At 74.4% G+C, this 22,874-nt stretch carries 20 protein-coding genes; 16 read left to right on the top strand and 4 right to left on the bottom strand.

Translation table 11 applies throughout. The annotated features are described in order from the left end of the window. Positions 1-32: 32 nt before the first annotated feature. The 3 genes from ABT299_RS08530 to ABT299_RS08520 are packed head-to-tail and all read left to right on the top strand — an operon-like array spanning position 33 to position 3,413. Positions 33-638: a TetR/AcrR family transcriptional regulator gene (locus ABT299_RS08530; protein ID WP_500250225.1), complete on the top strand. Its 606-nt coding sequence runs from the start codon at positions 33-35 to the stop codon at positions 636-638. Then, on the top strand, positions 635-1,996 hold the full coding sequence (locus ABT299_RS08525; protein WP_190864836.1) for an MFS transporter: 1,362 nt from the start codon (positions 635-637) through the stop codon (positions 1,994-1,996). The genes ABT299_RS08530 and ABT299_RS08525 overlap by 4 nt, the downstream gene beginning before the upstream one ends. Continuing rightward, positions 1,986-3,413 (top strand): pyridoxal phosphate-dependent decarboxylase family protein, encoded by a 1,428-nt coding sequence (locus ABT299_RS08520; protein WP_500250224.1) that lies wholly within the window; start codon positions 1,986-1,988, stop codon positions 3,411-3,413. Before ABT299_RS08525 ends, ABT299_RS08520 begins: the two co-directional genes overlap by 11 nt. Here ABT299_RS08520 and ABT299_RS08515 read toward each other — a convergent pair. Then, positions 3,410-5,782, bottom strand: coding sequence for a D-alanyl-D-alanine carboxypeptidase family protein (locus ABT299_RS08515; RefSeq protein WP_500250223.1), 2,373 nt, complete (start codon positions 5,780-5,782; stop codon positions 3,410-3,412). The genes ABT299_RS08520 and ABT299_RS08515 overlap by 4 nt on opposite strands. A gap of 254 nt (positions 5,783-6,036) precedes the next feature. Between ABT299_RS08515 and ABT299_RS08510 the strand changes: the two genes are divergently transcribed. From ABT299_RS08510 to ABT299_RS08500, 3 genes are all read left to right on the top strand, one after another. Further along, positions 6,037-6,618, top strand: a complete 582-nt coding sequence (locus tag ABT299_RS08510) for an RNA polymerase sigma factor (protein ID WP_387021034.1) — start codon at positions 6,037-6,039, stop codon at positions 6,616-6,618. A gap of 2 nt (positions 6,619-6,620) precedes the next feature. After that, the gene (locus ABT299_RS08505; RefSeq protein ID WP_500250222.1) at positions 6,621-7,682 is read left to right on the top strand and encodes an LCP family protein; all 1,062 of its coding nucleotides are present in this window, start codon (positions 6,621-6,623) and stop codon (positions 7,680-7,682) included. Between the two features lie 80 nt (positions 7,683-7,762). Next, positions 7,763-8,182 (top strand): CBS domain-containing protein, encoded by a 420-nt coding sequence (locus ABT299_RS08500; protein ID WP_190864829.1) that lies wholly within the window; start codon positions 7,763-7,765, stop codon positions 8,180-8,182. A 35-nt stretch (positions 8,183-8,217) separates the two neighbouring features. Here ABT299_RS08500 and ABT299_RS08495 read toward each other — a convergent pair whose 3' ends face one another. After that, complete coding sequence (locus tag ABT299_RS08495) at positions 8,218-9,411, bottom strand: aminotransferase class V-fold PLP-dependent enzyme (protein ID WP_500250221.1); 1,194 nt, start codon at positions 9,409-9,411, stop codon at positions 8,218-8,220. A 159-nt stretch (positions 9,412-9,570) separates the two neighbouring features. Between ABT299_RS08495 and ABT299_RS08490 the strand changes: the two genes are divergently transcribed. The 7 genes from ABT299_RS08490 to ABT299_RS08460 all read left to right on the top strand — a co-directional run bounded on the left by ABT299_RS08490 (position 9,571) and on the right by ABT299_RS08460 (position 18,726). Beyond that, positions 9,571-11,454 carry an ABC transporter ATP-binding protein gene (locus tag ABT299_RS08490; protein ID WP_500250220.1) on the top strand — a complete coding sequence of 628 codons (1,884 nt, stop codon included), beginning with the start codon at positions 9,571-9,573 and terminating at the stop codon, positions 11,452-11,454. A 116-nt stretch (positions 11,455-11,570) separates the two neighbouring features. Beyond that, positions 11,571-12,776, top strand: a complete 1,206-nt coding sequence (locus ABT299_RS08485) for a serine hydrolase domain-containing protein (protein ID WP_500250219.1) — start codon at positions 11,571-11,573, stop codon at positions 12,774-12,776. A 415-nt stretch (positions 12,777-13,191) separates the two neighbouring features. Next, entirely contained in the window at positions 13,192-14,019 is an 828-nt protein-coding gene (locus tag ABT299_RS08480; RefSeq protein WP_190864825.1) for an ABC transporter permease subunit, read from the top strand. Then, entirely contained in the window at positions 14,016-14,765 is a 750-nt protein-coding gene (locus ABT299_RS08475; RefSeq protein WP_500250218.1) for an amino acid ABC transporter ATP-binding protein, read from the top strand. Before ABT299_RS08480 ends, ABT299_RS08475 begins: the two co-directional genes overlap by 4 nt. Positions 14,766-14,793: 28 nt before the next feature. Beyond that, positions 14,794-15,681: a substrate-binding periplasmic protein gene (locus tag ABT299_RS08470; RefSeq protein WP_433141141.1), complete on the top strand. Its 888-nt coding sequence runs from the start codon at positions 14,794-14,796 to the stop codon at positions 15,679-15,681. Then, on the top strand, positions 15,678-17,630 hold the full coding sequence (locus tag ABT299_RS08465) for a CocE/NonD family hydrolase (RefSeq protein ID WP_387021014.1): 1,953 nt from the start codon (positions 15,678-15,680) through the stop codon (positions 17,628-17,630). The genes ABT299_RS08470 and ABT299_RS08465 overlap by 4 nt, the downstream gene beginning before the upstream one ends. A 10-nt stretch (positions 17,631-17,640) precedes the next feature. After that, positions 17,641-18,726 carry a DUF5937 family protein gene (locus ABT299_RS08460; protein WP_500250217.1) on the top strand — a complete coding sequence of 362 codons (1,086 nt, stop codon included), beginning with the start codon at positions 17,641-17,643 and terminating at the stop codon, positions 18,724-18,726. Between the two features lie 21 nt (positions 18,727-18,747). Here ABT299_RS08460 and ABT299_RS08455 read toward each other — a convergent pair whose 3' ends face one another. Beyond that, positions 18,748-19,767: a YeiH family protein gene (locus tag ABT299_RS08455; RefSeq protein WP_500250216.1), complete on the bottom strand. Its 1,020-nt coding sequence runs from the start codon at positions 19,765-19,767 to the stop codon at positions 18,748-18,750. 71 nt (positions 19,768-19,838) lie between these two features. On the opposite strand from ABT299_RS08455, the gene ABT299_RS08450 reads away from it, so the two are divergent. The 3 genes from ABT299_RS08450 (at position 19,839) to ABT299_RS08440 (ending at position 21,823) form a co-directional block, all read left to right on the top strand. Then, positions 19,839-20,744: a LysR family transcriptional regulator gene (locus ABT299_RS08450; RefSeq protein WP_190864816.1), complete on the top strand. Its 906-nt coding sequence runs from the start codon at positions 19,839-19,841 to the stop codon at positions 20,742-20,744. Between the two features lie 10 nt (positions 20,745-20,754). Further along, entirely contained in the window at positions 20,755-21,099 is a 345-nt protein-coding gene (locus ABT299_RS08445; RefSeq protein WP_387021004.1) for a winged helix-turn-helix transcriptional regulator, read from the top strand. A gap of 67 nt (positions 21,100-21,166) precedes the next feature. After that, positions 21,167-21,823, top strand: coding sequence for an NADPH-dependent F420 reductase (locus ABT299_RS08440; RefSeq protein ID WP_500250215.1), 657 nt, complete (start codon positions 21,167-21,169; stop codon positions 21,821-21,823). Positions 21,824-21,842: 19 nt separating this feature from the next. Here ABT299_RS08440 and ABT299_RS08435 read toward each other — a convergent pair whose 3' ends face one another. Next, positions 21,843-22,499 (bottom strand): maleylpyruvate isomerase N-terminal domain-containing protein, encoded by a 657-nt coding sequence (locus ABT299_RS08435; RefSeq protein WP_500250214.1) that lies wholly within the window; start codon positions 22,497-22,499, stop codon positions 21,843-21,845. Positions 22,500-22,874: the final 375 nt, after the last annotated feature.

Here is a 22,874-nt window from a genome sequence, read left to right as displayed (position 1 = left end):
CGAGAGCCGGGCGGGCCCCTACGGTGCTGCCCATGACCAGCGACTCCGGCCGGGAGCGCATTCTCGACGTCGCGACCCGGCTGTTCGCCGAACACGGCTACGAAGGCACGTCCACCCGCCTGATCGCCGAGGCGGCCGGGCTCAACATCGCCACCGTCGCCTACCACACCGGCGGCAAGCGCGACCTCTACCTCGCCGTGATGGAACGCGCCCACCAGGCCGAACGCGCCGCCCTGGAGGAGGCCCTCGTCGGCCTCACCCCCGACGCGGCCGGGATCCTCGCCCTCGTCGACCGCTACATCGACTTCTGCGCCGCCCACCCGGAGATCACCGCCCTGTGGATGCACCGCTGGCTGTCGGACGCCTCCGACATCGCGGACATCGAGCAGCGGTACGTCAAGCCGCTGATGGACGCGGTCGTCCGCGCGGTCGGCGACGCCGTCGGCGAGGACGCCGACGTCGAGTACGTCGCCTGGACCGTCGTCTGGTGCACCCACGGGTTCGGCCGCGGCGGCGTCCTGCGCGGCGACGGCCTCCGGCACCGCATGGACGACCCCGCCGCGCTCGCCCGGTTCCGCGCCAACCTGCACCGGCTCGTCCTCGCGGGGCTGAACCTCGACGCCCGGGCGGCGCTGTGACGGCCCCCGCCGCGACCGCGGCGCTGCCGCGCCGGCGGCTCCTCGGCTACGGCGTCGGGTCCGTCGGCACCGGCGTGTTCTCCGCCGTCCCCGGCCTGCTCCTGCTCTACTACCTGACCGACGTCCTCGGCGTGTCGGCCGCGATCGCCGGCGCGGTCCTGGTCGTCCCGAAGGCGTGGGACGTGCTGCTGAACCCGGTCGTCGGCGCCGCCAGCGACCGCGAGGCCGTCCGGACGGGCCGCCGCACCCGGCTGCTGCTGATCGGCGGCGCGACGCTGCCGTTCCTGTTCGCCGCCATGTTCGCCGTCCCGGTGGACTCGCCCGGCTTCGGCGCCGGCTGGGCCGCGGTGATGTTCCTGCTGGCCGCGAGCGCGTTCGCGTGCTTCCAGGTGCCGTACGTGGCGCTGCCCGCCGAGATCTCCGACCTGCCGTCCGAGCGCGGCCGGGCGATGGCGTGGCGGGTCGTGTGCCTGACCGTCGGCATCCTCGTCGCCGGCGGCGTCGCGCCCGCCCTGTCGGACTCCGCCGGGGGAGGGCGCGGCGGATACGCCCTGATGGGCGCCGTGATCGGGACCGTGATGGGCGCCGCGATGATCACCAGTGCGCTGGCCAACCGGTGGATCCCGTCCACCCCGGGCCCGCGCCCGCTCGGCCTCGCCGCCGCGCTGCGCGCCGCGCGCGGCAACCGCCCGTTCTTCGCGCTGCTCGGCGGCTACGTCGCGCACACCCTCGCCGTCGCGATCATGCTGGCGGGCGCCCCCTACGTCGCGACCTACCGGCTGGACGACTACGGGCTCACCTCCGCGATGTTCGTCTGCATGGTCGGGCCGAGCGCGTTCGCCGTCCCGTTGTGGCGGAAGATGTCCGCCCGGTACGGGATCGTCCCCTGCTACGTCACGGCGCTCGCGATGTTCTCCGTCACCGGCTTCGCGTCCTACCCGGCGATCTCCGCCGGGTCGCGGCCCGGCGTGCTGCTCCTCGCCGCGCTGACCGGCGTCTGCTACGCCGCCGTCCAGCTGTTCCCGCTGTCGCTGCTGCCCGAGACCGTCCACGCCGACAAGGGACGCACCGGGCAGGCCCAGGCCGGCGCGTTCACCGGCTTGTGGACGGCCGCCGAGACCGGCGCGCTCGCCCTCGGCCCCGGCGTGTTCGCGCTGGTGCTGGCGGTGTCGTCGTTCCGCTCGTCCGACCTCGACGAGCCCGTCCACCAGACCGGGACCGCCCTCACCGGGCTGACCGCCGGCTTCTCCCTCGTCCCGGCCCTGCTGTTCCTGCTGGCCGTCCCCCTCCTGCTGGCCTACCGCCGGCTCGCCGCCGCCCACCGACCGACCGAGGAAGCGCAGCCCCATGCCGTCTGATCGCGTCCTGCCGGAGCACGGCCGTCCGGCCGCCGACCTGCTCGCCGAACTCGCCCGGCTCCGCGAGGCCGACCTGCCCGTGCGCGGCGGCCACGTCACCGCCTACGTCTACGACACCGGACGCGAGGCCGTGCACGACCTCGCCGCCACCGCCTTCCAGGAGATGCTGGAGGTCAACTGCCTCGACCCGACCGCGTTCCCCAGCATCGTCGCGCTGGAGCGCCGGATCGTGTCCGCCGTGGCGGACGAGCTCGGCGGCGGCACCGGCATCTTCACCAGCGGCGGCACCGAGTCGATCATGCTCGCGGTGAAGGGCGCCCGCGACGCCCGGCCCGTCGCCGGCCGCCCCCGGATCGTCCTGCCGACCACCGCGCACCCCGCGTTCCACAAGGCCGCGCACTACCTCGGCTTCGACGTCGACCACATCCCGGTGGACGCCGGCTTCCGCGCCGACCCGTCCGCCGTCGCCGCCGCGATCACGCCCGACACCGTGCTGGTCGTCGCGTCCGCGCCGTCCTATCCGCAGGGTGTCATGGACCCGGTCGAGGAGATCGCCGGCATCGCCGCGGCCGCCGGGGTGCCGTGCCACGTGGACGCCTGCGTCGGCGGCTGGGTGCTGCCGTGGCTCCGCGACCTCGGACGCCCCGTCCCGCCGTTCGACCTGTCCGTCCCCGGCGTCACGTCCATCTCCTGCGACCTGCACAAGTACGGGTACGCGCCGAAGGGCGCGTCCGTCGTGCTGTTCAAGGACGAGGCCGTCCGCCGCGCCGCCTACTTCGCGTCCGCCGAATGGCCCGGCTACACCGTCATCAACGCCGGCGTCCAGAGCAGCAAGAGCGCCGGCCCCCTCGGCGCCGCGTGGGCCACGCTGAACGCGGTCGGCGCGCAGGGCTACCGCGACCTCGCCGCGACCGCCATGGACACCGCCGAACGGTTCATCGCGGGCGTCGCCGGGATCCCGGGGCTGCGCGTGCTCGGCGACCCGGCCGTCCCGCTCGTCGCCGTCGCCTCCGACGACCCCGCCCTCGACGTCTTCACCATCGCCGACGAGGCCCGCGCCCGCGGCTGGTTCTTCCAGCCGCAGCTCGCCTACCAGGGCATCCCGCCGAACCTGCACTTCACCCTTACCGGCGTCAGCGACGTCGACGCGCTGCTGTCCGCGCTCGCCGACGCCGCCAAGGCCGCCCGCGCGGCCGGTCCGCCCGACGTCCCGGCCGACCTGCTGGACGCCCTCGCCGGGCTCGACCTCGACTCCCTCGACGACGCGGGCTTCACCGGCCTGCTCGCCGCCGTCGGCGTCGACCTCGACGGCGGCGGCCCGGAGATGGCGGTCGTCAACACCGTGCTGAACGGCCTGCCGCCCGCCACCCGCGAGGCCCTCCTCGTCCGGTTCCTGTCCGCCCTCTACGCCGGCTAGTTCACCCGGACCAGGCGCTTCAGGTACGACGGCTCGTCCAGCGACGACCCCAGCACCAGCGGCACCCGCGCGGCGCCCGCCGTCACCTGGCCGACCCGCTCGCCGGCGGCGCCCTGGTGCGGCGGGTCGCCCTGGATCCCGACCGGCACCCGCAGCCCCGGCCACCCCACGACCGTCACCGGCGACGCGGCGCGCAGCGGCGTCGACCCGCCGAGCCCGTCGTCGACCGTGCCGACCCTGGCGTCCTTCGGCGCCAGGGTCGCGGCCGTCATCGAGCCCTCCACCGCCTGGATGAGCCGCCCGGCCGCCTCCACGGCCCCCTGCGCGCTCGGCGACTTCTGCGCCATCACCGCGCCCAGGATCAGCGTCGGCACACCGCCGACCTTCCGGCGCGCCGCGAACACGTAGTTCCCGCCGGCCGCGTCGGTGTAGCCGGTCTTCCCGCCGACCACCCCGTATTGCCCGACCAGGACGTTGCCGCCCGGCCGCGCCGGGCTCCCGTCGTCCGGCACGTACGCCCGCCGGTTCACGATCTCGGTGAACGCCGGCACCTTCATCGCCGCCCGCAGCAGCTTCACCTGGTCCGCGGCGGTGCTGACCGTCCCCGAGTCGTAGCCGCTCGGGTCGGTGTAGCGGGTAGCGGTCATCCCGAGCTCCCGCGCCGCCGCGTTCATCTTCGCCACGAACGGCTGGTCGCCGCCCGAGTCCCAGCGCGCCAGCTCGTGCGCCAGGTCGTTCGCCGAGATGATCAGCAGCGCCTCCAGGGCCTTGCGCTCGGTCAGCCGCTGCCCCGCCGTGATGCCGAGCAGCGACTCCCCGCGCTTCTTGCGCGCCGGGATCTCCGCCACCCCCTGCGGCGACACCGCCAGCACCGGCCCGGCCTGGCCGGTCGCCAGCGGATGGTCGCGCAGGTAGACGAACGCCGTCATCACCTTCGCGACGCTCGCCGTCGGCGTCGGCGCGGACCCGCCCGACGACCCCATCGTCCCCAGCCCGTCCACGTACACGGTCGACTGGCCCACCGCCGGCCACGGCAGCGCGGGCGCCGCGCCCGGGAACACGTGGCTGGACGCCAGGCTCAGCTTCACCGTCGGATCCGGAACGGGCCGGATCAGCTGCCCGGCCACCACTCCCACGACCAGCACCAGCGCCGCGACGAGGACGATCACCAGCCCCCGGCGCTTCGGACGCTTCTCCGCCTCGGCCGCGGGCGGGGCCGGAGCGGGCGCCTGCGGTACGGCGACCTCCCAGGGCCCGCTCTGCACGGGCCGCACCGGCGGCGCCGCTCCCTGCGCCGCAGCGGCGTAGGGTGCCGCGTTCTGTGGCGGCGCGCCCTGGGGCGCCGCGTTCTGCGGTGCGGCATTCTGGGGGGCCGCATTCTGGGGGGCCGCGTCCCACCGGACGGACTCGGGCCGGAACTCGCCCGCGGGCGCCTGCCGCGGCGCATCCCACACCACCGGTCCGGGACTCTGGCGCGGAGACTCAAACCAGCCCTGTCCGCCCTGTCCGCCCTGCCGTTCTTCCGCGGGCGGCGCCGCCGGCGCTTCCGGTGCGGGGAGCTGCCACGGAGCCGGCAGCCGCTCGACCCGCGTCACCGCCGCAGGCGACTCCACCGGTGGCTCCGCAGGCGGCTCCGGCCGGGGCGCCGCCTCATAGCGGTGCGGTGGGCCGGGCCGCTCGTGCTCCTCCGCGCCCGGCGCCGCGCTCTCCTCGGCCGCGTTCGGCTCGTCGGGGTCGTCGTCCCAGGACGCCTCCGGCTCGTCGGGGTCGTCGGGGTCGTCGTCCCAGGACGCCTCCGGCTCGTCGGCCTCGGGCGGTTCGGCGCTCGGCGCCGGCTCGTCCTCAGGATCCTGCGCGGGCCCGGCGTCCTCCGGCGGCGCGGGAGGCGTGCCCTGGTCATGGGCGGTGCCCGCGTCCGGCGCGGCTTCGGCCGGCTCGGCGGACTCCTCCGGCTCGGCCCGCGCGGTGTCCGCCTCAAGCTCTTCTTCCTGAGCCTCGGCGGGTTCCTGCGGTTCCTCGGGACGCTCTTCCGCCGCGTCCGCGTCTTCAGGCTCCGCGTCCGCCTCCGGCTCCGCGTCCTGCTCGGGCGTGTCCTCAGCGGCTTCGTCCTCGGGCGGCGCGGACGTGTCCGCCTCCTCGCCCGCGGACGCCTCATCGGGCGCCTCGCCGGACGGTTCGGGGTCGTCGGCCGCGGGCGGCGCGTCCTCGGCGGGCCGGGCCGGGCGCCGGATGTCGGGCCTGGTCAGCGAGGCGTTCTTCGCCGGGGCGGGCGCCGGGATGCGGAACTCGGCGGTGGCCGTCCGGCCCGGCTCGTGTTCGGCGTCCTCCGGGCGCTCGGCGGGCTCCGGCTCCTGCGGGACGTCGTTCACGGGCCTGCCCCCTCAAGCTCGGTGATCACGGATGCGGACGGGGGTGGTCCTTCGCCGTGGATCCCCCGTGCACATAGAAAGATGTCCACTTTAGCGACGAGGTTCGGACCGTTACGCATCAGTGATCTTCGTCGGTCCGGCGGGCCCGGTCACGGGGCCCGGCGCGCCCCGTGAACCCGGCGGCGGGGTTGCGGAGATACACCGCTGACAATGTTCCCGACGAGAAGGCCGGTCCGCATGCCATGGTGTCCGAGATGACCGCGCCGCCGAGGGTCCCGGCGCGCGACGCCGATCTGATCGGGCGGTCGTTCGATGATCCCGAGGCGTTCGCAGCGCTGTTCGACCGCTACTCCGCGATGCTCTACCGGTACGTGTCGCGCCGGCTGGGCCCGGAGGCGGCCGAGGACGTCGTCGGAGAGACGTTCCTGGCCGCGTTCAGCAAGCGGCACCGCTACGACCTCGCGCAGCCGGACGCGCGGCCGTGGCTGTTCGGGATCGCGACGAAGCTGGTCGCGCGGCACCACCGGTCGGAGGCGGCCCGGTACCGGGCGCTGCGCCGCAGCCCGGTGGACGGGCCGGTCGAGGGCCCGGCGGAGCGGGTCGCGGCCGGGGTGACGGCGTGGGCGTCGCGTCCCGCGCTCGCCGAGGCGCTGGCCGGGCTGCCGCGCCGGGACCTGGACGTGCTGCTGCTCGTGGCGTGGGGCGACCTGGCGTACGAGGAGGTGGCGCGGGCCCTCGGGATACCGGTCGGCACGGTCCGGTCCCGCCTGAACCGGGCGCGGCGCAAGGTGCGCGCGGCGCTCGGCGACACCAACCCGATGGACGAGGAGGAGTGACCGTGGACGACCTGGAACTGCTCCGCGACCTCGGGCGCGAGCTGGGGGACGAGCCGCCGCCGGCGCTGGCGCGGCAGCGGGGGCGGCTGCTGGACGCGGCGCGCGGCCGCCGCCGGTTCCGCCCGGCCGGGGGGCGCTGGACGCTGATCGGCGTGGTGGCGGCGGTGACGGCGGTGACGGCGGCGGCGATCCTGGTGCCGGCGTTGTTGCTGCACGGGCGCGGCGCGCGGCCGGTCGCGTCGGACACGTCCGCGTTCACAGGGAAGGCGGTGAACGTCCTCGTGCTGGGGTCCGACCGCCGGGCGGGAGGCCCGGCGCGGGCGGACACGGTGGTGATGGTGCACCTGCCCGCCGACCGCAAGGCCGGGACGGTGGTGAGCATCCCCCGTGACTCGCTGATGGACGTCCCGGCGTGCAAGGGGCCCGGGGGACGGACGCTCCCGGCGCGTCGCGCCGCGATCGGCGCGGTCTACTCCGACGGCGGCGCCTCGTGCGTGGGGAAGGCCGTCGAGTACGCGGCGTCCGTCCGGATCGACAGCACGATCGTGATCGAGTTCTCCGGGTTCAAGGCGATGGTGGACGCGCTCGGCGGGGTCGAGTACACCCTGCCGAAGGCGATCACGGACCCGTCGGGGCGGGTGCTGGTGCCGCCGGGGCGGCACCGCCTGGACGGGGAGCGGGCGCTGGACGTCGTGCGGGCTCGCCGGGGCCTGGACGACGGGTCGGATCTCGCGCGGGTCCGGCGGCAGCAGAGATTCATGGCGGCTCTGCTGGGCGCGGCGCACGGCGAGCAGCTGAGGAATCCGGTGCGGTTCGCGCGGTTCCTCGCGGCGGCGGCAGGATCCGTGAAGACATCCCCGGGCCTCGATCTGAAGGCGATGGAGTCGCTCGCCAGGAGCCTGAAGGACCTGGATCCCGGGCGGGTCCACTACGCGACGGTTCCGGTGCGTCCTGCGCCGGGCGATCCGAGCCGGCTGGCGTGGGTCCCGGCGGGAGCGCGGACGGTGTTCGCGCCGTTCAGGGGGGAGGAGAGCCCCCCGGCGCCGTCGGTCCGCCCCCGATGAGTGGCCGCCGCTATGTCGGGTAGAGCCGCAATCGTCCCAATGCTCCCAGCAGTACGATCACGAGCCTCGAGGGGTGTGCAATGGCCAGGAAGATCCGCGACATCATGACCGGTTCCCCGACGTCGGTGTCCCCGGAACTCGACATCGTCACGGTGGCGCGGGCGATGCGCGACGAGGACATCGGCGCGGTGCTGGTCGCCGAGGGCGACGACCTGCTCGGCCTGGTCACCGACCGCGACCTGGTGATCCGCGGGCTCGCCGCCGGCGGCGACCCCGCCCAGGCCACGATCGGCGGGCTCGCCAGCAACGTCACCGCCACGATCGGGCCGGACGACTCGCTCGACAAGGCCGCGCAGATCATGCGGGAGCGGGCCGTGCGGCGGCTGCCCGTCCTGGAGGACGGGCGCCCCGTCGGCATCGTGTCCATCGGCGACCTGGCGATCGAGAAGGACTCCGCCTCGGCGCTCGCCGACATCAGCGCGGCCCGCTCCACCTTCTGACGGCCCGCTCCATGTCCTGACGGCCCGCCGGGGGACTAGGGGAGGGCCGCGATCAGGCGGTCCAGGTCCTCTTCGGTGTTGTAGTAGTGCACGGACGCCCGCACGGCCGCGTCGAGGCCGTGCGGGTCGTACCCGTGCGTCCTCGGCTGGGCCACGCTGACGTTGACGTCCCGCTCCCGCGCCGCCGCCTTGACCGCGGCGGCGTCGTGGCCGTCGACGGTGAAGGTGACGATCCCGGACGGGCGCTCGCCCCGGTCGAGGACCGTGATCCCGGGCCGGTCGGCCAGCATCCGCCGCAGTGCCGCGGCCAGGCCGACGACGCGCTCCTCGATGGCGGCGGCGCCGAGCGCGGACGCGTAGTCGGCGGCGACGGCGAGCCCGATCTGCCCGGCGACGTACCGCTCCCAGGTCTCGAAGCGGCGCGCGTCGTCCCGGATCTCGTAGCCGTCGGGCGCCCTCCACTCGGCGGCGGTCAGGTCGAGGAACGGCGGCTCCAGCGTCCGGGCGATCTCCCGCCGGACGTACAGGAAGCCGGTGCCGCGCGGCCCGCGCAGGTACTTGCGGCCCGTCCCGGACAGCATGTCGCAGCCGATCTCGGCGACGTCCACCGCGAGGTGCCCGACGGACTGGCACGCGTCCAGCAGGTAGAGGACGCCGTGCTCGCGGCACAGCCGCCCGACCTCCGCGGCCGGGTTGACCAGCCCGTTGTAGGTCGGGATGTGGTTGAGCGAGACCAGCCGGACGCCGCCCTTGGCCAGTTCCGCCTCCAGCGCGTCCAGGGCCAGGGTGCCGTTCGCGTCGTCGGGGATCACCTCCACGCGCGCGCCCTTGGCCGCCGCGACCTGCTGGTAGGCGATCGCGTTGCTGGAGTACTCGCTGGTGGTGGTGAGGATGCGGTCGCCCTCCGCGAACGGGATCGCGTAGAAGGCCAGGTCCCAGGCGCGCGTCGCGTTCTCTACGTAGGCGATCTCGTCCGCGCGCGCGCCGATCAGCCCGGCGACCGCGCCGTAGAAGTGCTCGACGGCGTCCGCCCTCAGTTCCGCCGCCTCGTAGCCGCCGATCGTCGTCTCCAGCGCGAAGTGCTCCGCGACCGCCTCGATCACGGGCGCGGGCGGCAGCGCCGCGCCCGCGTTGTTCAGGTGCGCCACCCGCGCGCATCCCGGCGTGTCCGCCCGCGCCTTCCCGACGTCGATGCCGGTGCCGTTGGCCGTGCCGGTGTCGGTCCCCACGTTGCGCCCCCTCCGTTGCCGATCATTCGGATTATCGGTGATCAACGCCGGATTGTCGTACTCGCGCGCGACGATGGCCCTCGCCGCCGACTTGACCTCAACATTAGTTGAGGTTCCAGGATGGGGCTTCCGAGCCGACGACGACCGAGGACCGCCCGCATGGACATGGAAGTCACCGCGTGGATGTCGCTGCACCACGCCATGAACGCCCAGGACGACCGCCGGCCGTTCTCGAAGGCGACGCTGCGCCGGATCGCCGCCTTCGCCCGCCCCCACCGCCGGCCGCTGTTCGCGTTCCTGCTGTTCAGCGTCGTGATGGCGGTGCTCGCCGTCGCCACCCCGGTGCTCGCCGGACGGGTGGTGAACGCGATCGTCGACCGGTCCGCCGCGTCCACCGTGGTCGGGCTGGCCGTGCTGATCGCGGTGCTGGCCGTCGCCGAGGGCGGGCTCGGCCTCGCCAACCGGTGGCTGTCCGCCCGCATCGGCGAGGGCCTCATCCTCGACCTGCGCACCGCCGTCTTCGACCACGTCCAGCGGATGCCGGTCGCTTTCTTCACCCGGACCCGCACCGGCGCGCTGGTCAGCCGGCTCAACAACGACGTGATCGGCGCGCAGCGCGCGTTCAGCGACACGCTGTCCGGCGTGGTCAGCAACCTCGTGACGCTGCTGCTGACGTTCGCCGTCATGGTCGGCATCTCCTGGCAGGTGACGCTGCTGGCGCTGCTGCTCCTGCCGGTCTTCGTCCTGCCCGCCCGCCGGATGGGCACCCGCCTCGCCGGGCTGAAGCGCGAGGCGGCCCGGCACGACGCCGCGATGAGCACCCAGATGACCGAGCGGTTCTCCGCGCCCGGCGCCACCCTGGTCAAGCTGTTCGGCCGGCCGGACCGCGAGTCCGCCGAGTTCGCCGCGCGCGCCCGCCGCGTCCGCGACATCGGCGTCCGCACCGCGATGGTGCAGCACGTGTTCATCACCGCGCTGACCATGGTGTCCGCCCTCGCCCTCGCGCTGGTCTACGGCCTCGGCGGCTGGATGTCGCTGCGCGGCCACCTCGACGCCGGCGCCGTCGTCTCCCTCGCGCTGCTGCTCACCCGGCTGTACGCGCCGCTGACCGCGCTCGCCAGCTCCCGCGTCGAGGTGATGAGCGCGCTGGTCAGCTTCGAGCGCGTCTTCGAGGTGCTCGACCTGCGCCCGCTCGTCGCCGAGAAGCCCGAGCCGCGCACCGTCCCGGACGGCCCCGTCGCGGTCGAGTTCGACGGCGTCACGTTCGGCTACCCCGCCGCCGACAAGGTCTCCCTCGCCTCCCTCGAAGAGGTCGCGACGCTCGACACCCGCGGCGGCGTCGACGTCCTGCACGACGTGTCGTTCCGCGCCGAGCCCGGGCAGATGATCGCGCTCGTCGGCTCGTCCGGCGCCGGCAAGTCCACGATCGCGCAGCTGCTGCCGCGCCTGTACGACGCCGACTCCGGCACCGTCCGGCTCGGCGGCGTGGACGTCCGCGACCTGTCGTTCGCCTCGATCCGCGCGACGCTCGGGATGGTCACGCAGGACGGCCACCTGTTCCACGAGTCGATCCGCGACAACCTGCTGCTGGCCCGCCCCGAGGCGACCGAGGACGAGCTGTGGGACGTGCTGCGCCGCGCCCGTCTCGACGCCCTGATCGAGGGGCTGCCGGACGGCCTCGACACGATCGTCGGCGAGCGCGGCTACCGGCTGTCGGGCGGCGAGCGGCAGCGGCTCACCATCGCCCGCCTGCTGCTGGCGCGGCAGCGCGTCGTCATCCTCGACGAGGCGACCGCCCACCTGGACTCCACGTCCGAGGCCGCCGTCCAGGAGGCGCTGGCCGAGGCGCTCGACGGCCGCACCGCCGTGGTGATCGCGCACCGGCTGTCCACCGTCCGCGCCGCCGACCAGATCCTGGTCGTCGAGGAGGGCCGGATCGTCGAGCGCGGCACGCACGACGAGCTCCTCGCCGCCGGCGGCCGCTACGCCGACCTGTACGAGACGCAGTTCGACACCCGCCCGCCCCTGGAACCCGTCGCCTGACCCCGTCGCCCGACCCCGTCGTCCGACCCCGTCGCCCGGGCCCGCGGCGGCCCGGGCCGATGAGTTACCGGCCGCAGGGCGGTCATACCCCCAAGAGCCGACCACGAGGAGCGACGATGAGCGACAACGGCGGGCTGTCCCCCGCGGGGCTGGACCGGATGCGCCGGGTGATGACCGGCTTCGTCGACCGCGGCGACCTGCCCGGGCTCGTCGCGCTCGTCCACCGGCGCGGGCGCACGCACGTGATCGAGGCGGGCGCCCTCGAAGCCGGCGGCGACGCCCCCATGCGGCGCGACACCCTCTTCCGGATCGCGTCGCTCACCAAGGCGGTCACCGCCGCCGCCGCGATGATCCTGGTCGAGGAGTGCCGGCTCCGCCTGGACGACCCGCTGCACCACCTGCTCCCCGAACTCGCCGACCGGCGCGTCCTGCGCCGCCTCGACGGCCCGCTCGACGACACCGTCCCCGCCGAACGGCCGATCACCCTGCGCGACGCGCTCACGTTCACGCTCGGCTACGGCGTGACGTTCACCCCGCAGGGCCCGCCTCCGATCATGCAGGCGATGCTCGACACCGGTGTCGACAACGGCCCGGACGGCCCGCCCTGCGGCCCCGACGAGTGGCTGAAGCGGCTCGGCGCGCTGCCGCTGGCGCACCAGCCGGGCGCGGGCTGGCTCTACAACACCGGCGCCGACGTGGCCGGCGTGCTGATCGCCCGCGCCACCGGGCGCCCGTTCGAGGAGTTCCTCCGCGAACGGATCTTCGAGCCGCTCGGGATGCGCGACACCGGCTTCACCGTGCCCGCCGCGCAGGCGGGCCGGATCGCCGCGTCCTACACCGCCGACCCCGCCACCGGCGCGCTCGTCCGCCGCCCCGACCCGCGCGAGGGCGCCTACGACCGCCCGCCGGTCTTCGCCGCCGGCAGCGGCGGCCCCGGCCTCCTGTCCACCGTCGACGACCACTGCGCGTTCCTGCGGATGCTCCTGGACGGCGGCCGGTACCCGGGCGGGCGGCTGCTGTCGCGCCCGTCCGTCGAGCTGATGACCACCGACCGGCTGACGCCGGAGCAGAAGGCGGGCAACGGGGTGTTCCTCGGCTCGGGCGGCTGGGGGTTCGGCCTCGCCGTCGACGGCCGCCGCGAGGACCTGTTCGTCCGCCCCGGCCGGTTCGGCTGGACGGGCGGCCTCGGCACGTCCGCCTACGCCGACCCCGGCGAGGACATGATCGGCATCGTCTTCACCCAGCGCGCCATGACCTCCCCGGAGCCGCCGCACCACTTCCAGGACTTCTGGACCACCGCCTACGCCGCCATCGACGACTAGAGCGCCCCGCGCCCTCCAGCCACCGCGCCCTCCAGCCACCGCGCCCTCCAGCCACCGCGCCCTCCAGCCACCGCGCCCTCCAGCCACCGCGCCCTCCGGCAACCGCGCCCTTCAGGGACCGGCCGTTCACCGCCCGACCACGGGCCGGCGACGGCCGGTCCCTTCGTCGTTCACCTCGTCGTTCCCCTCGCCGCCCACCTCCCCGTTCACCTCTCCGCCTCCGCCGCCCCCCGATGTGAGGGTGCGGCCAATGATTAACGCGTTGGCGCAATGATGCTGTTCAGTCGCCTACCCTGCGCCTAGTGTGAGCGCACCGGCGACGCCCGTCCGCGGTGGACGCGGGGTCGGCCGAGGGCCGCCGGGCGGTCGGCGGGTGCGCCGGACCGCCGGTGGACGCCGTGAGATCGGAGCGAGTGTGAGCGACTTCCTGCATACGTTCTTCGACTGGTCGGAGATCCGTGGCGCACTCCCGACGCTGCTGACCGAGGGGCTGCGCAACACGCTGCTGATCGCGGTGCTGGCCATCCTGTTCGGCCTGGTCGTCGGCGTGCTGCTGGCGGTGCTGCTGCTGTCGCGCCGGCGGCTCGTGCGGCTGCCCGCCCGGCTCTACGTGGACGTCTTCCGCGGGCTGCCCGCCATCGTGACGGTCAGCCTGATCGGCCTCGGGCTCCCCGCGGCGGGCGTCCGGCCGTTCGGCCGCAACCCGCTCGGCTACGCCGTGATCGCCGTCGGGCTGATCTCCGCGGCGTACTGCGCGGAGATCTTCCGGTCCGGCATCCAGGCGGTGCCGCCCGGGCAGCTGCAGGCCGGGCGCAGCCTCGGGATGTCGTACCTGAAGACGATGCGGCTGGTCGTGGTCCCGCAGGGGATCCGGAACGTGCTGCCCGCCCTCGCCGGGCAGTTCATCGTCGACATCAAGGAGAGCTCGCTGGTCTACCTGCTCGGCCTCGGCGTCGGCCAGCGGGAGCTGTACTTCATCGCGCAGGAGCGGCAGGCCGCGAGCTACAACGCGTCGGCGCTGGTCGCGGCCGGTCTCTGCTACCTCGTCATCACCATCCCGCTGACGTACCTCGTCAACTGGCTGGACCGGCGGATGCGCGAAGGGGGCGGGCGCGGCGCGCGGCGGGCGGCGGCCGACCTCACCCAGGAGGACGGGACCGGCGCCGCCGGCCTCGCGAGCGATCCGGCCACGGGCGAGCCGACCGCGGGTCCCGCGGCGAACGGTGTGAAGGAGCGGGCATGACGACGGCGACGCGGACGCAGACGGTGATCAGCGTCCGGGATCTGCGCAAGTCCTACGGCGACACCGAGATCCTGCGCGGGGTGAGCTTCGACGTCGCGCAGAGCGAGGTGCTGTGCGTGCTGGGCCGGTCCGGCTCCGGCAAGTCGACGATGCTGAAATGCCTGAACCTGCTGGAGCGGCCGACGTCCGGCAGCGTGGTCGTCTCCGGGACGGCCCTCACCGACCCCAAGGTGGACGTGGACGCCGCCCGCGCCAAGATCGGCATGGTGTTCCAGCACTTCAACCTGTTCGGGCACCTGAACGTGCTGGACAACGTCACGCTCGCGCCGCGGCACGTCCTCGGGATGGGCAAGGCGGAGGCCGAGGAGATCGGGCGCGCGCAGCTGGCCCGGCTCGGGCTCGGGCGGCTGGCCCGGCAGCGGCCCGGGAACCTGTCCGGCGGGCAGCAGCAGCGCGTCGCGATCGCCCGGAGCCTCGCGATGCGCCCCGAGGTGATGCTCTTCGACGAGGCGACCTCCGCGCTCGACCCGGAGCTGGTCGGCGACGTCCTCGCGGTCATGCGGGAACTGGCCGCGAGCGGGATGACCATGGTCGTCGTCACGCACGAGATCGGGTTCGCCCGCGAGGCCGCCGACCGCGTGATGTTCATGGACGACGGCGTGATCGCGGAGGAGGGCGAGGCCCGCGCCGTGCTCGACGCCCCGTCCGACCCCCGCTTCCGCGAGTTCCTCTCCAAGGTGCTCTGACCCCCCTCACGAATAGGCAGGACAGCACATGAACAAGGCCCTCAGCGTCCGCTTCGCGGCGGGCGGCGTGGTCGCCGCGGCGGCCCTGACGCTCGCCGGCTGCGGCGGCGGCTCCGGCAAGGACGACCCGTACGGGCTGGAGGAGGCCGGCACCGTCCTCGCGGCCGTCTCCACCGACCAGCCCCCGTTCGCGACCGCCGACAAGGGCGGCAAGCCGCAGGGCTTCATCGTCGACCTCACCGACGAGGTCGCCAAGCGGCTGAAGCTGAAGGTGGAGTACAAGGCCAGCGCGGTCCCGGCGGCGCTGCAGGGCCTCTCGTCCGGCCAGTACGACCTGGCCGCGAGCGGCCTCGGCGTCACCGCCGAGCGCCAGAAGCAGGTGTCCTTCACCAAGGGCGTCTACTGGAGCACCACCACCGTCCTGACCCGCAAGGAGTCCACGGCCACCACGCTGAACGACTTCTCCGGCAAGCGGGTCGGCGACATCACCGGCGCCGTCCAGCAGGAGTTCGTCAAGTCGAAGATGCCGGGCGCCAAGCAGGTCCAGTTCCAGAACCAGAACTCCGCGGTCTCCCAGCTGCTGTCCGGCAACCTGGACGCGTTCGTCGTCGGCGGCCCCGACGCCGACGCGTACCTGAAGAAGTACAGCGCCCTCAAGCCCGCCGTGTCCGCGCCGGTCGACCACCCGACCGCGATGGCCGTCCAGAAGAAGAACACCAAGTTCCAGCAGGCCGTCGACGGGCAGCTCGGCGCGATGGTGCAGGACGGCACCTTCCTGCGGATCTACAAGAAGTGGTTCGTCGAGGCGCCGCGTCCGGAGCTGGTGAAGATCTGGCCCGCGCTCGGCGCGCAGGTCGGCCAGGGCGGCGGGAACGGGCAGGGCGGCGAGACCGGGCAGGGTGGTTCCGCTTCATGACGGTGATGGAATCGGGGGCCGTCGCCGAGGAGGCGGAGGAGATCGCGCTGCCGGACGGCGGGTCGGTGTGGCGGCGCGTCGTGCGCACGGCCATGCGCGACGGCACCGTCCTGGTGGCGGACCTGTACAGTCCCGGCCGCGCGCTGGAGGCGCGCCCCGTCCTGCTGGAACGCACCCCCTACGGGCGGCGGGCGCGGCGCGAGTCCGACGGCCTGGACCGGCACGGCGAGCCGGTGTTCCCGGACCGGTCGGCGGCGCTCTTCGTCGCGCGCGGATACAACGTCGTCCGCCAGGACTGCCGCGGGCGGGGCGACTCCGAGGGCCGGTTCGTGAAGTACCTCGGCGAGGCCGAGGACGGCTACGACACCGTCGAGTGGATCGGCGCGCAGCCCTGGTGCGACGGCCGCGTCGCCACCACCGGGGTGTCGTACTCCGCGCACGTGCAGACCGCGCTGGCCGCGCTGTCGCCGCGCCCCCTCGCCGCCATGTTCGTCGACTCCGGCGGGTTCGCCAGCGCGTACGAGGCGGGCATCCGGATGGGCGGCGCGTTCGAGCTGAAGCAGGCGACGTGGGCGTACCGGCACGCGCTGAACAGCCCCGCGGCGCACCGCGACCCCGTCGTCCGGGCGTCGCTGCAGTCGCAGGACCTGCCCGCCTGGTTCCGCGCGATGCCGTGGCGGCGCGGCGCGTCCCCGCTGCGCGCCGTCCCCGAGTACGAGGAGTACCTGCTCGAACAGTGGGAGCACGGCGCGTTCGGCGAGTTCTGGCAGCGCCTCGGGCTGTTCGGGCGCGGCTCCTACGACCGGTTCCCGGACGTGCCGAGCCTGCACATGGTCAGCTGGTACGACCCGTACGTCCTGACCGCCGTGGAGAACTTCCGGGCGCTGACCGAGGCCAAGTCCAGCCCGGCGTACCTGGTCGTCGGGCCGTGGACGCACGGCGCCCGCAGCGTCCGGCACTCCGGCGACGTGGACTTCGGGCCCCGCGCCGTCCTGGACGGCAACCTCGCCCCCGACTACTGGGAGTTCCGGGCCCGCTGGTTCGCCCGCCACCTCGGCGGCGACGCCCCGTCCGGTGACGGCCCGTCCGGTGACGGCGCGGCGGCGGAGGACTTCCCGCGCGTCCAGTACTTCCTGATGGGCGGCGGCAGCGGCCGCCGCACCGCCGAGGGGCGGCTCGACCACGGCGGGGAGTGGCGCACCGCCGCGACCTGGCCGCCGCAGGAGGCGACCGCCGTCCGGCTGTACCTGCGGCAGGACGGCTCCCTCACCGAGGCCCTCCCGCGGGACGGCGCCGACGACCGGCTCGAGTACGACTTCGACCCGGCGAACCCGGTCCCGACGATCGGCGGCCAGATCACCTCGGGCGAGCCCGTCATGCGCGGCGGCGCGTTCGACCAGTGCCCCACCGACGAGACGTTCGGCTGCGAACCGCCGCACCTGCCGCTCGCGGCCCGCCCCGACGTGCTGGTCTTCCAGACCGAGCCGCTGGAGGAGGACGTCGCGATCGCCGGTCCCGTCCGGGTGCGGCTGTCGGTGGCGTCGAGCGCGCCGGACACCGACTTCACCGTCCGGCTCATCGACGTCCACCCGCCGAACGCCGACTATCCCAACGGCTACGCGATGAACCTCACCGACGGGATCCTGCGCTGCCGGTACCGGAACTCGTTCGCGAGCCCGGAGCCGATGCGGCCCGGGACCGTCTACGAGATCACCGTGACGGCGCCCGACACCGCGAACCTGTTCGCCCGGGGCCACCGCATCCGGCTGGACGTGTCGTCGAGCAACTTCCCGCGCTTCGACGTGAACCCGAACACCGGCGGCCCGGAGGCGGCGGCGCGGCGGCGCGTGGTGGCCGTCAACGAGGTGCACCTGTCACCGGAGCACCCGTCGTGGCTGTCGGTGCACGTCCTGAGCGACGGGTCCGGGCGCGGCCCGGACCGCGGCTAGGATTCGGGCCATGGTCGTCACGCTCGACGTGGACGGGGCGCAGGCATTGCACTTCGCGGTCGGGACGTCCCCGTTGGCGGAGCTGATGGCGTGCCTGCACACCCTCGCCGAGCCCGAGCACCATCCCGAGTCGCGGGCGTGGCTCGCCCGCACCCGGGAGGCGCTGCCGGAGCCGCTCGTCCAGGAGCTGAACCGGTTCGCGCCGCTGTGGGCCCGCTACCGCTGCCGGCTGTTCCTGCCGCTGCGCAGGGCCCTCGACCGCGAGCTGCCCGCCGAACTGGACACCGTCGCGCGGCTGGACGTCGACGAGTTCACCCGGCTGGCGGCGTTCGCGATCCGCGGGGTGACGTTCGAGGGCGCGTACGAGCTGCGCGACGAGGCGGTGCGGCGCGCGTTCGTCAAGGCCAGCGAGCGCCGCTCGTTCTCCCGCGGCGAGCTGGCCCGCGCCCTCGTCGAGGACCCGGAGGGCTTCCGGTCCCGCCTCGCCGACACCCTCGAACGCTGCGCCGCCGCGTTCTTCGACGCCGAATGGCGCCGCATCGGCCCGCGCCTGAAGGACACCGCCGCGCCCGTCCGGGAGCAGCTGCGCAAGGAGTCGCCGCTGACCGTGCTCACCTCGGTCAGCCCGACCGCCACCGGCACCGAGCAGCCGGCGCGCGTCCACTACGACAAGCTCCAGTCGGCGACGGGCAAGGTCGCCGAGCGCGGCTGCTTCCTCGTCCCGACCCTGCACGGCTGGCCGCACCTCATCCTCAAGACGGGCGACGACGGGCTGCCGCTCGTCGTCCACTTCATCGCCGGGGACTGGGAGCAGCGCCCGTCCGCCCGCCAGTCCCTCATCCGCGACCGGCTCGCCGCGATCTCCGAGCCGGGCCGGTTCGAGATGTGCCGGCACCTGCTCGGCGAACCGATCACCACGTCGGAGCTGGCGCAGCGGACCGGCATCTCCGAGCCGCAGGTGTCGCGGCATCTGCGGCGGCTGCGCGAGGTCGGCCTCGTCACGTCCCGCCGCGAGGGCCGGATGATCTACCACCGGCTGCACGCGCGGCTCCTGCTGTCGCTCGGCTCGGACGTGCTCACCACGGTCATGCGCTGACGGCCCGCGGTCAGCGGGGGATCAGCGGGGGATCACGGTGAGCGCGGTCAGCGCGACCGTGCCGACCAGCAGTGTCGACAGGGCGCCGAGGACGAGCCCGCGCCGTCCCGTCCGCACCAGTTCCCGGACGCGCACCGCCGACCCGAGACCGAACATCGCGGCGGCCAGCAGCACCGTCGAGACGTCCTTGGCGCCTGCCAGCACCGGGCCGGGGACCAGGCCGGTGCTGCGCAGCGCCAGCATCACCAGGAACCCGACGACGAACAGCGGCACGATCGGCGGGCGCTTCCCCTCCGCGCGGACGCCGCCGCGCCGCTCGACCACGCCCATCCCCGCGACCATCGGCGCGAGCAGCACGACGCGGGTCAGCTTCACGATCACCGCCGTCCCGACCGCGGCCGCACCGGCCGGGGACGCGGCCGCCACGACCTGCGCGACCTCGTGGACGCTCAGCCCCGCCCACATGCCGAGCGACTCGGGGCTCAGCCCGAACACGTGCGTCCCGAGGAACGGGACGACCGCGATCGCCGCGCTGCCGTAGATCGTCACGAGCGTCACGCCCGTCGCGACGTCCTCCTTCCGGCTGCGCGCGACGCTGTCCATCGCCACGATCGCCGACGCCCCGCAGATCGAGAAGCCCGTCGCCACCATCAGCGCCAGCCCCTTCGGCACCCCGACCAGCCGGCCGAGCGCCAGCGTCCCCGCGAACCCCGCCAGGACCGTGACCAGCACCACCGCCAGCATGCCCGGCCCGAGCCGCAGCACCTCGCCCACGCTGAGCTGCAATCCCAGCAGCACGACACCGATCCGCAGGAACCTGCGCGTCGCCCACTGCAGCCCGGACGCGGCCGCCTCGGGCAGCGCGCCGCCGACCAGCACGCCGAGCAGCACCGCCACCGTCAGCGCGCTCAGCGCCGGCACCCACCCGTTGATCACCATCGCCGCCGCCGCGCCCGCCGCCGCCACCGCGACCCCCGGCCCCGTCCGCCTCGTCCACGACCGGACCCGCTCCGGCCGTACCGCCTCCACCGTTGTGCTCATGCATCCGACCCTCGGGGACCCGGGACCGCGCCGGAAGCGGGCGATCCGACCTCACGTCATAACCTGGGGGCATGGCACAACCCCCGGACCTGGAATCGCTCCAGCTGCTCGTGCACGTCGCCGACCAGGGCAGCCTCACCGCCGCGGCCGCCGAGCTCGGCATCAGCCAGCCCTCGGCCAGCAAGCGGCTGTCCCGGCTGGAGCGCCGGCTCGGGCTGCGCCTCCTCGACCGCACCCGCCGCGGCTCCGCCCTCACCGCCGACGGCGCCCTCGTCACCGGATGGGCCCGCCGCGTCCTCGACGACCTCACCGCCCTCACCGACGGCGCCGCCGCGCTGCACCGCGCCCGCACCGCGCAGCTGTCCGTCGCGGCCAGCCTCACCGTCGCCGAGTACCTGCTGCCCGCCTGGATCGGCGACCTCCGCCGCGCCGACCCCGGCCTGCACGTCGGCCTCCAGGTCACCAACTCCTCGCGGGTCTGCGAACTGGCCCGGCATGGCGAGATCGACCTCGGCTTCATCGAGTCGCCCGGCCGCCCGTCCGGGCTCCGCTCCCGCGCCGTCGCGGGGGACCGGCTCGTCCTCGTCGCGCCGCCCGGCCACCGCTGGACGCGGCGCCGCCGCCCCGTCGACCCGGCGGAGGTCGCCGGCACCCCGCTGATCACCCGGGAGGCGGGCTCCGGCACCCGGCAGGCGGCCGCGCAGGCGTTCGCCGCGCACGGCCTGGAACCCGTCCCGCCGCTGCTGGAACTCGGATCGAGCACCGCCGTGCGCAACGCGGTCGTCGCCGGCGCCGGACCCGCCCTGATCAGCGAGCTCGTCGTCGCCGCCGACCTCGCCGCCGGCACCCTCACCGAGGTCGAGATCGCCGGGATGACGGTGGAACGGTCCCTGCGCGCCGTGTGGCGGACCGGCGCCGACCCCACCGGCCCCGCCGCCGCGCTCCTCGCCCGCGCCCGCCGCCCCGCGAAGGCGTAGCCTGCCGGACGTGGTCGCCTACGACGTGTTCCTCGCCGACTGTCCCGCCCGCACCACCCTCGCGCTGATCTCCGACACATGGTCCGTGGTCGTGATCACCGCCCTCGGCCGCGGCCCCGCCCGGTACGGCGAGCTGCGCGGGAAGATCGGCGGGATCAGCAACAAGATGCTCACCCAGACGCTGCGCCGCCTCGCCGACAACGGCCTCGTCGAGCGCCGCGAACTGCGCACCGCCCCGCCCGGCACCGAGTACCGCCTCACCGACCTCGGACGCAGCCTCCTCGTCCCCGTCTGCGCCCTGTCCCGCTGGGCGGAGGAGAACACCGACGCGCTGCTCGCCGCCCGCCCGGCCTAGGAACCACCCGGTTCCCCACGGCCTCCTACATTCCTTCGCAGACCCCGAAAGGACTCCGGGAGGAATCATGAAGATCGGTGTGCTCGGCGCGGGAATGATGACCGAATCCCTCGCCGCGGGCTGGGTCCGCGCCGGACACGACGTGCTGATCGGCGGCCGCACCCCCGAGAAGGCCGCCGCCCTCGCCGCACGCGTCGGCGCCCGCGCCGGCACCCTCCGCGAGGCCGCCGAGTTCGGCGACGCCGTCCTCGTCGCCGTCCGCCGCGAAGGGCTGGAGGAGACCATCGCCGCCACCGCCGGCGCCCTCGCCGGCAAGCCGGTGATCGACTGCGGCAACGCCGTCGACGTCACCGACTTCTCGCAGGTCACCTACAAGGACGGCACGTCCATGGCCGAGGAGATCGCCCGCCTCGCACCCGGCGCCCACGTCGTCAAGGCGTTCAACCAGGCGCACGCGTCCGTGTGGGCGATGACCCCGCCCGCCTTCGACGGCCGCCCCCTCGCCGTCCCGTACGCGGGAGCCGAAGAGGGCAAGGCCGCCGCCCGCACCCTGATCGCCGACCTCGGCGCCGAGCCCCTGGACGCGGGCGACATCCGCCAGGCCCGCAACCTGGAGGCGATGGCCATCGTGATCATCCGGCTGCTGTTCTCCGGCTACGACCCGCACTCCGTCTTCGCCTTCGTCAGCCCCGGCCGCACCACCGAGGCGTTCACCTCGCGCTGAGCCGGCGGCCGCTCGCCGCTCAGCCGAGGATGAGCGGGACCCGCGCGGTCAGACCGCCCAGCGCGGCCTCCTCCGCCCCCCTCGCCGCCCGCCGCCCCGTACCGACCAGCAGCGCGTCCGTGTCGGAGAAGGAGCCGGGGAACGCCGCCCCGGCGATCCCCTCCAGCAACGCCCGCGCCGCCGCGAGCGCCTCCGCCGAGGGCCCCGCGACGGACGGCAGATGCGCGACCAGGTCGAGGTGATGCAGCGTCCATTCGAGGACGTACGCGGACAGGAAGTCCCCGGCCGTCAGCACCTTCCCCTGCGTGCTCACCCGCGCGGCGCGGTCGGCGAGCCCCGCCGCGCGCCCCGCCGCCGACCCGACGTCGTCGAGATGGAACTTCAGCCACCGCGGCTCGCCGTACGCGGCGGCGAGCCGCGGGATCAGCGCGTCGAGCGGGTCGTCACCGGTCGGAGGCTCGTCGCCGACGTCCCAGTAGGACACCGCGTCCGCGGTCGGCTCCGTCCCTGCGGGCGTGACCAGGGTGATCAGGACGTCCTGGGCGTCGATGACCAGATGGCACGCGAGGTCCCGGACGAGCCACCCGGCGCAGCCCGACGGCCGCTCGAAGTCCTCGTCGGAAAGCCCCGCGACCGCCGCGAGCAGCGCCGTCCACGACCGTTCGAAGAGATCCACCCACCGCACGCTAACCCCTCACGCCCGTCCCGACCAACCCTTTGACTGCGGGGCGGGAGACTGGGGAATGAAGTGTTCATTTACCGACGATCGGCTCGTTGGTGTGCTCATTGGAAGCGTGTCCGAATGGCCTCTGAAAAGCGCAACGGGGCCCTCCATTTGAGTTCGTGTGGCTTCGAAGTTTGTTTTTGCGATAGGCGATAGGTGATGGGGTGGAGCAGGGGACAGGGCAGTAGTGCGGGGCGATGGGGCAGTAGGGGTTTTTTCTGATGGGAAGAAAGGGTGTTCGGGTGGTGGGGTGGCGCTTGCGTACGGGGCCGCCCCTCCAAAGTCAAGGGCGCCTTCGGCGTCGCTTCGCGATGGACTTCGTCCACC

The organism is Spirillospora sp. NPDC000708 (assembly GCF_040299565.1).
In the GTDB taxonomy this organism is placed as follows: Bacteria; Actinomycetota; Actinomycetes; order Streptosporangiales; family Streptosporangiaceae; genus Spirillospora.
The sequence above is the reverse complement of the archived record's forward strand: the minus strand, read 5'-3'. Positions and strand labels throughout refer to the sequence as shown.

What these genes read in the sequence shown, in the direction of transcription:
- ABT299_RS08500 (WP_190864829.1), top strand. Translation starts at nt 7,763, where the DNA reads ATGGCCAGGAAGATCCGCGACATCATGACCGGTTCCCCGACGTCGGTG.
- ABT299_RS08510 (WP_387021034.1), top strand. Translation starts at nt 6,037, where the DNA reads ATGACCGCGCCGCCGAGGGTCCCGGCGCGCGACGCCGATCTGATCGGG.
- ABT299_RS08440 (WP_500250215.1), top strand. Translation starts at nt 21,167, where the DNA reads ATGAAGATCGGTGTGCTCGGCGCGGGAATGATGACCGAATCCCTCGCC.
- ABT299_RS08465 (WP_387021014.1), top strand. Translation starts at nt 15,678, where the DNA reads ATGACGGTGATGGAATCGGGGGCCGTCGCCGAGGAGGCGGAGGAGATC.
- ABT299_RS08470 (WP_433141141.1), top strand. Translation starts at nt 14,794, where the DNA reads ATGAACAAGGCCCTCAGCGTCCGCTTCGCGGCGGGCGGCGTGGTCGCC.
- ABT299_RS08455 (WP_500250216.1), bottom strand. Translation starts at nt 19,767, where the DNA reads ATGAGCACAACGGTGGAGGCGGTACGGCCGGAGCGGGTCCGGTCGTGG.
- ABT299_RS08530 (WP_500250225.1), top strand. Translation starts at nt 33, where the DNA reads ATGACCAGCGACTCCGGCCGGGAGCGCATTCTCGACGTCGCGACCCGG.
- ABT299_RS08460 (WP_500250217.1), top strand. Translation starts at nt 17,641, where the DNA reads ATGGTCGTCACGCTCGACGTGGACGGGGCGCAGGCATTGCACTTCGCG.
- ABT299_RS08450 (WP_190864816.1), top strand. Translation starts at nt 19,839, where the DNA reads ATGGCACAACCCCCGGACCTGGAATCGCTCCAGCTGCTCGTGCACGTC.
- ABT299_RS08520 (WP_500250224.1), top strand. Translation starts at nt 1,986, where the DNA reads ATGCCGTCTGATCGCGTCCTGCCGGAGCACGGCCGTCCGGCCGCCGAC.
- ABT299_RS08475 (WP_500250218.1), top strand. Translation starts at nt 14,016, where the DNA reads ATGACGACGGCGACGCGGACGCAGACGGTGATCAGCGTCCGGGATCTG.
- ABT299_RS08485 (WP_500250219.1), top strand. Translation starts at nt 11,571, where the DNA reads ATGAGCGACAACGGCGGGCTGTCCCCCGCGGGGCTGGACCGGATGCGC.
- ABT299_RS08490 (WP_500250220.1), top strand. Translation starts at nt 9,571, where the DNA reads ATGGACATGGAAGTCACCGCGTGGATGTCGCTGCACCACGCCATGAAC.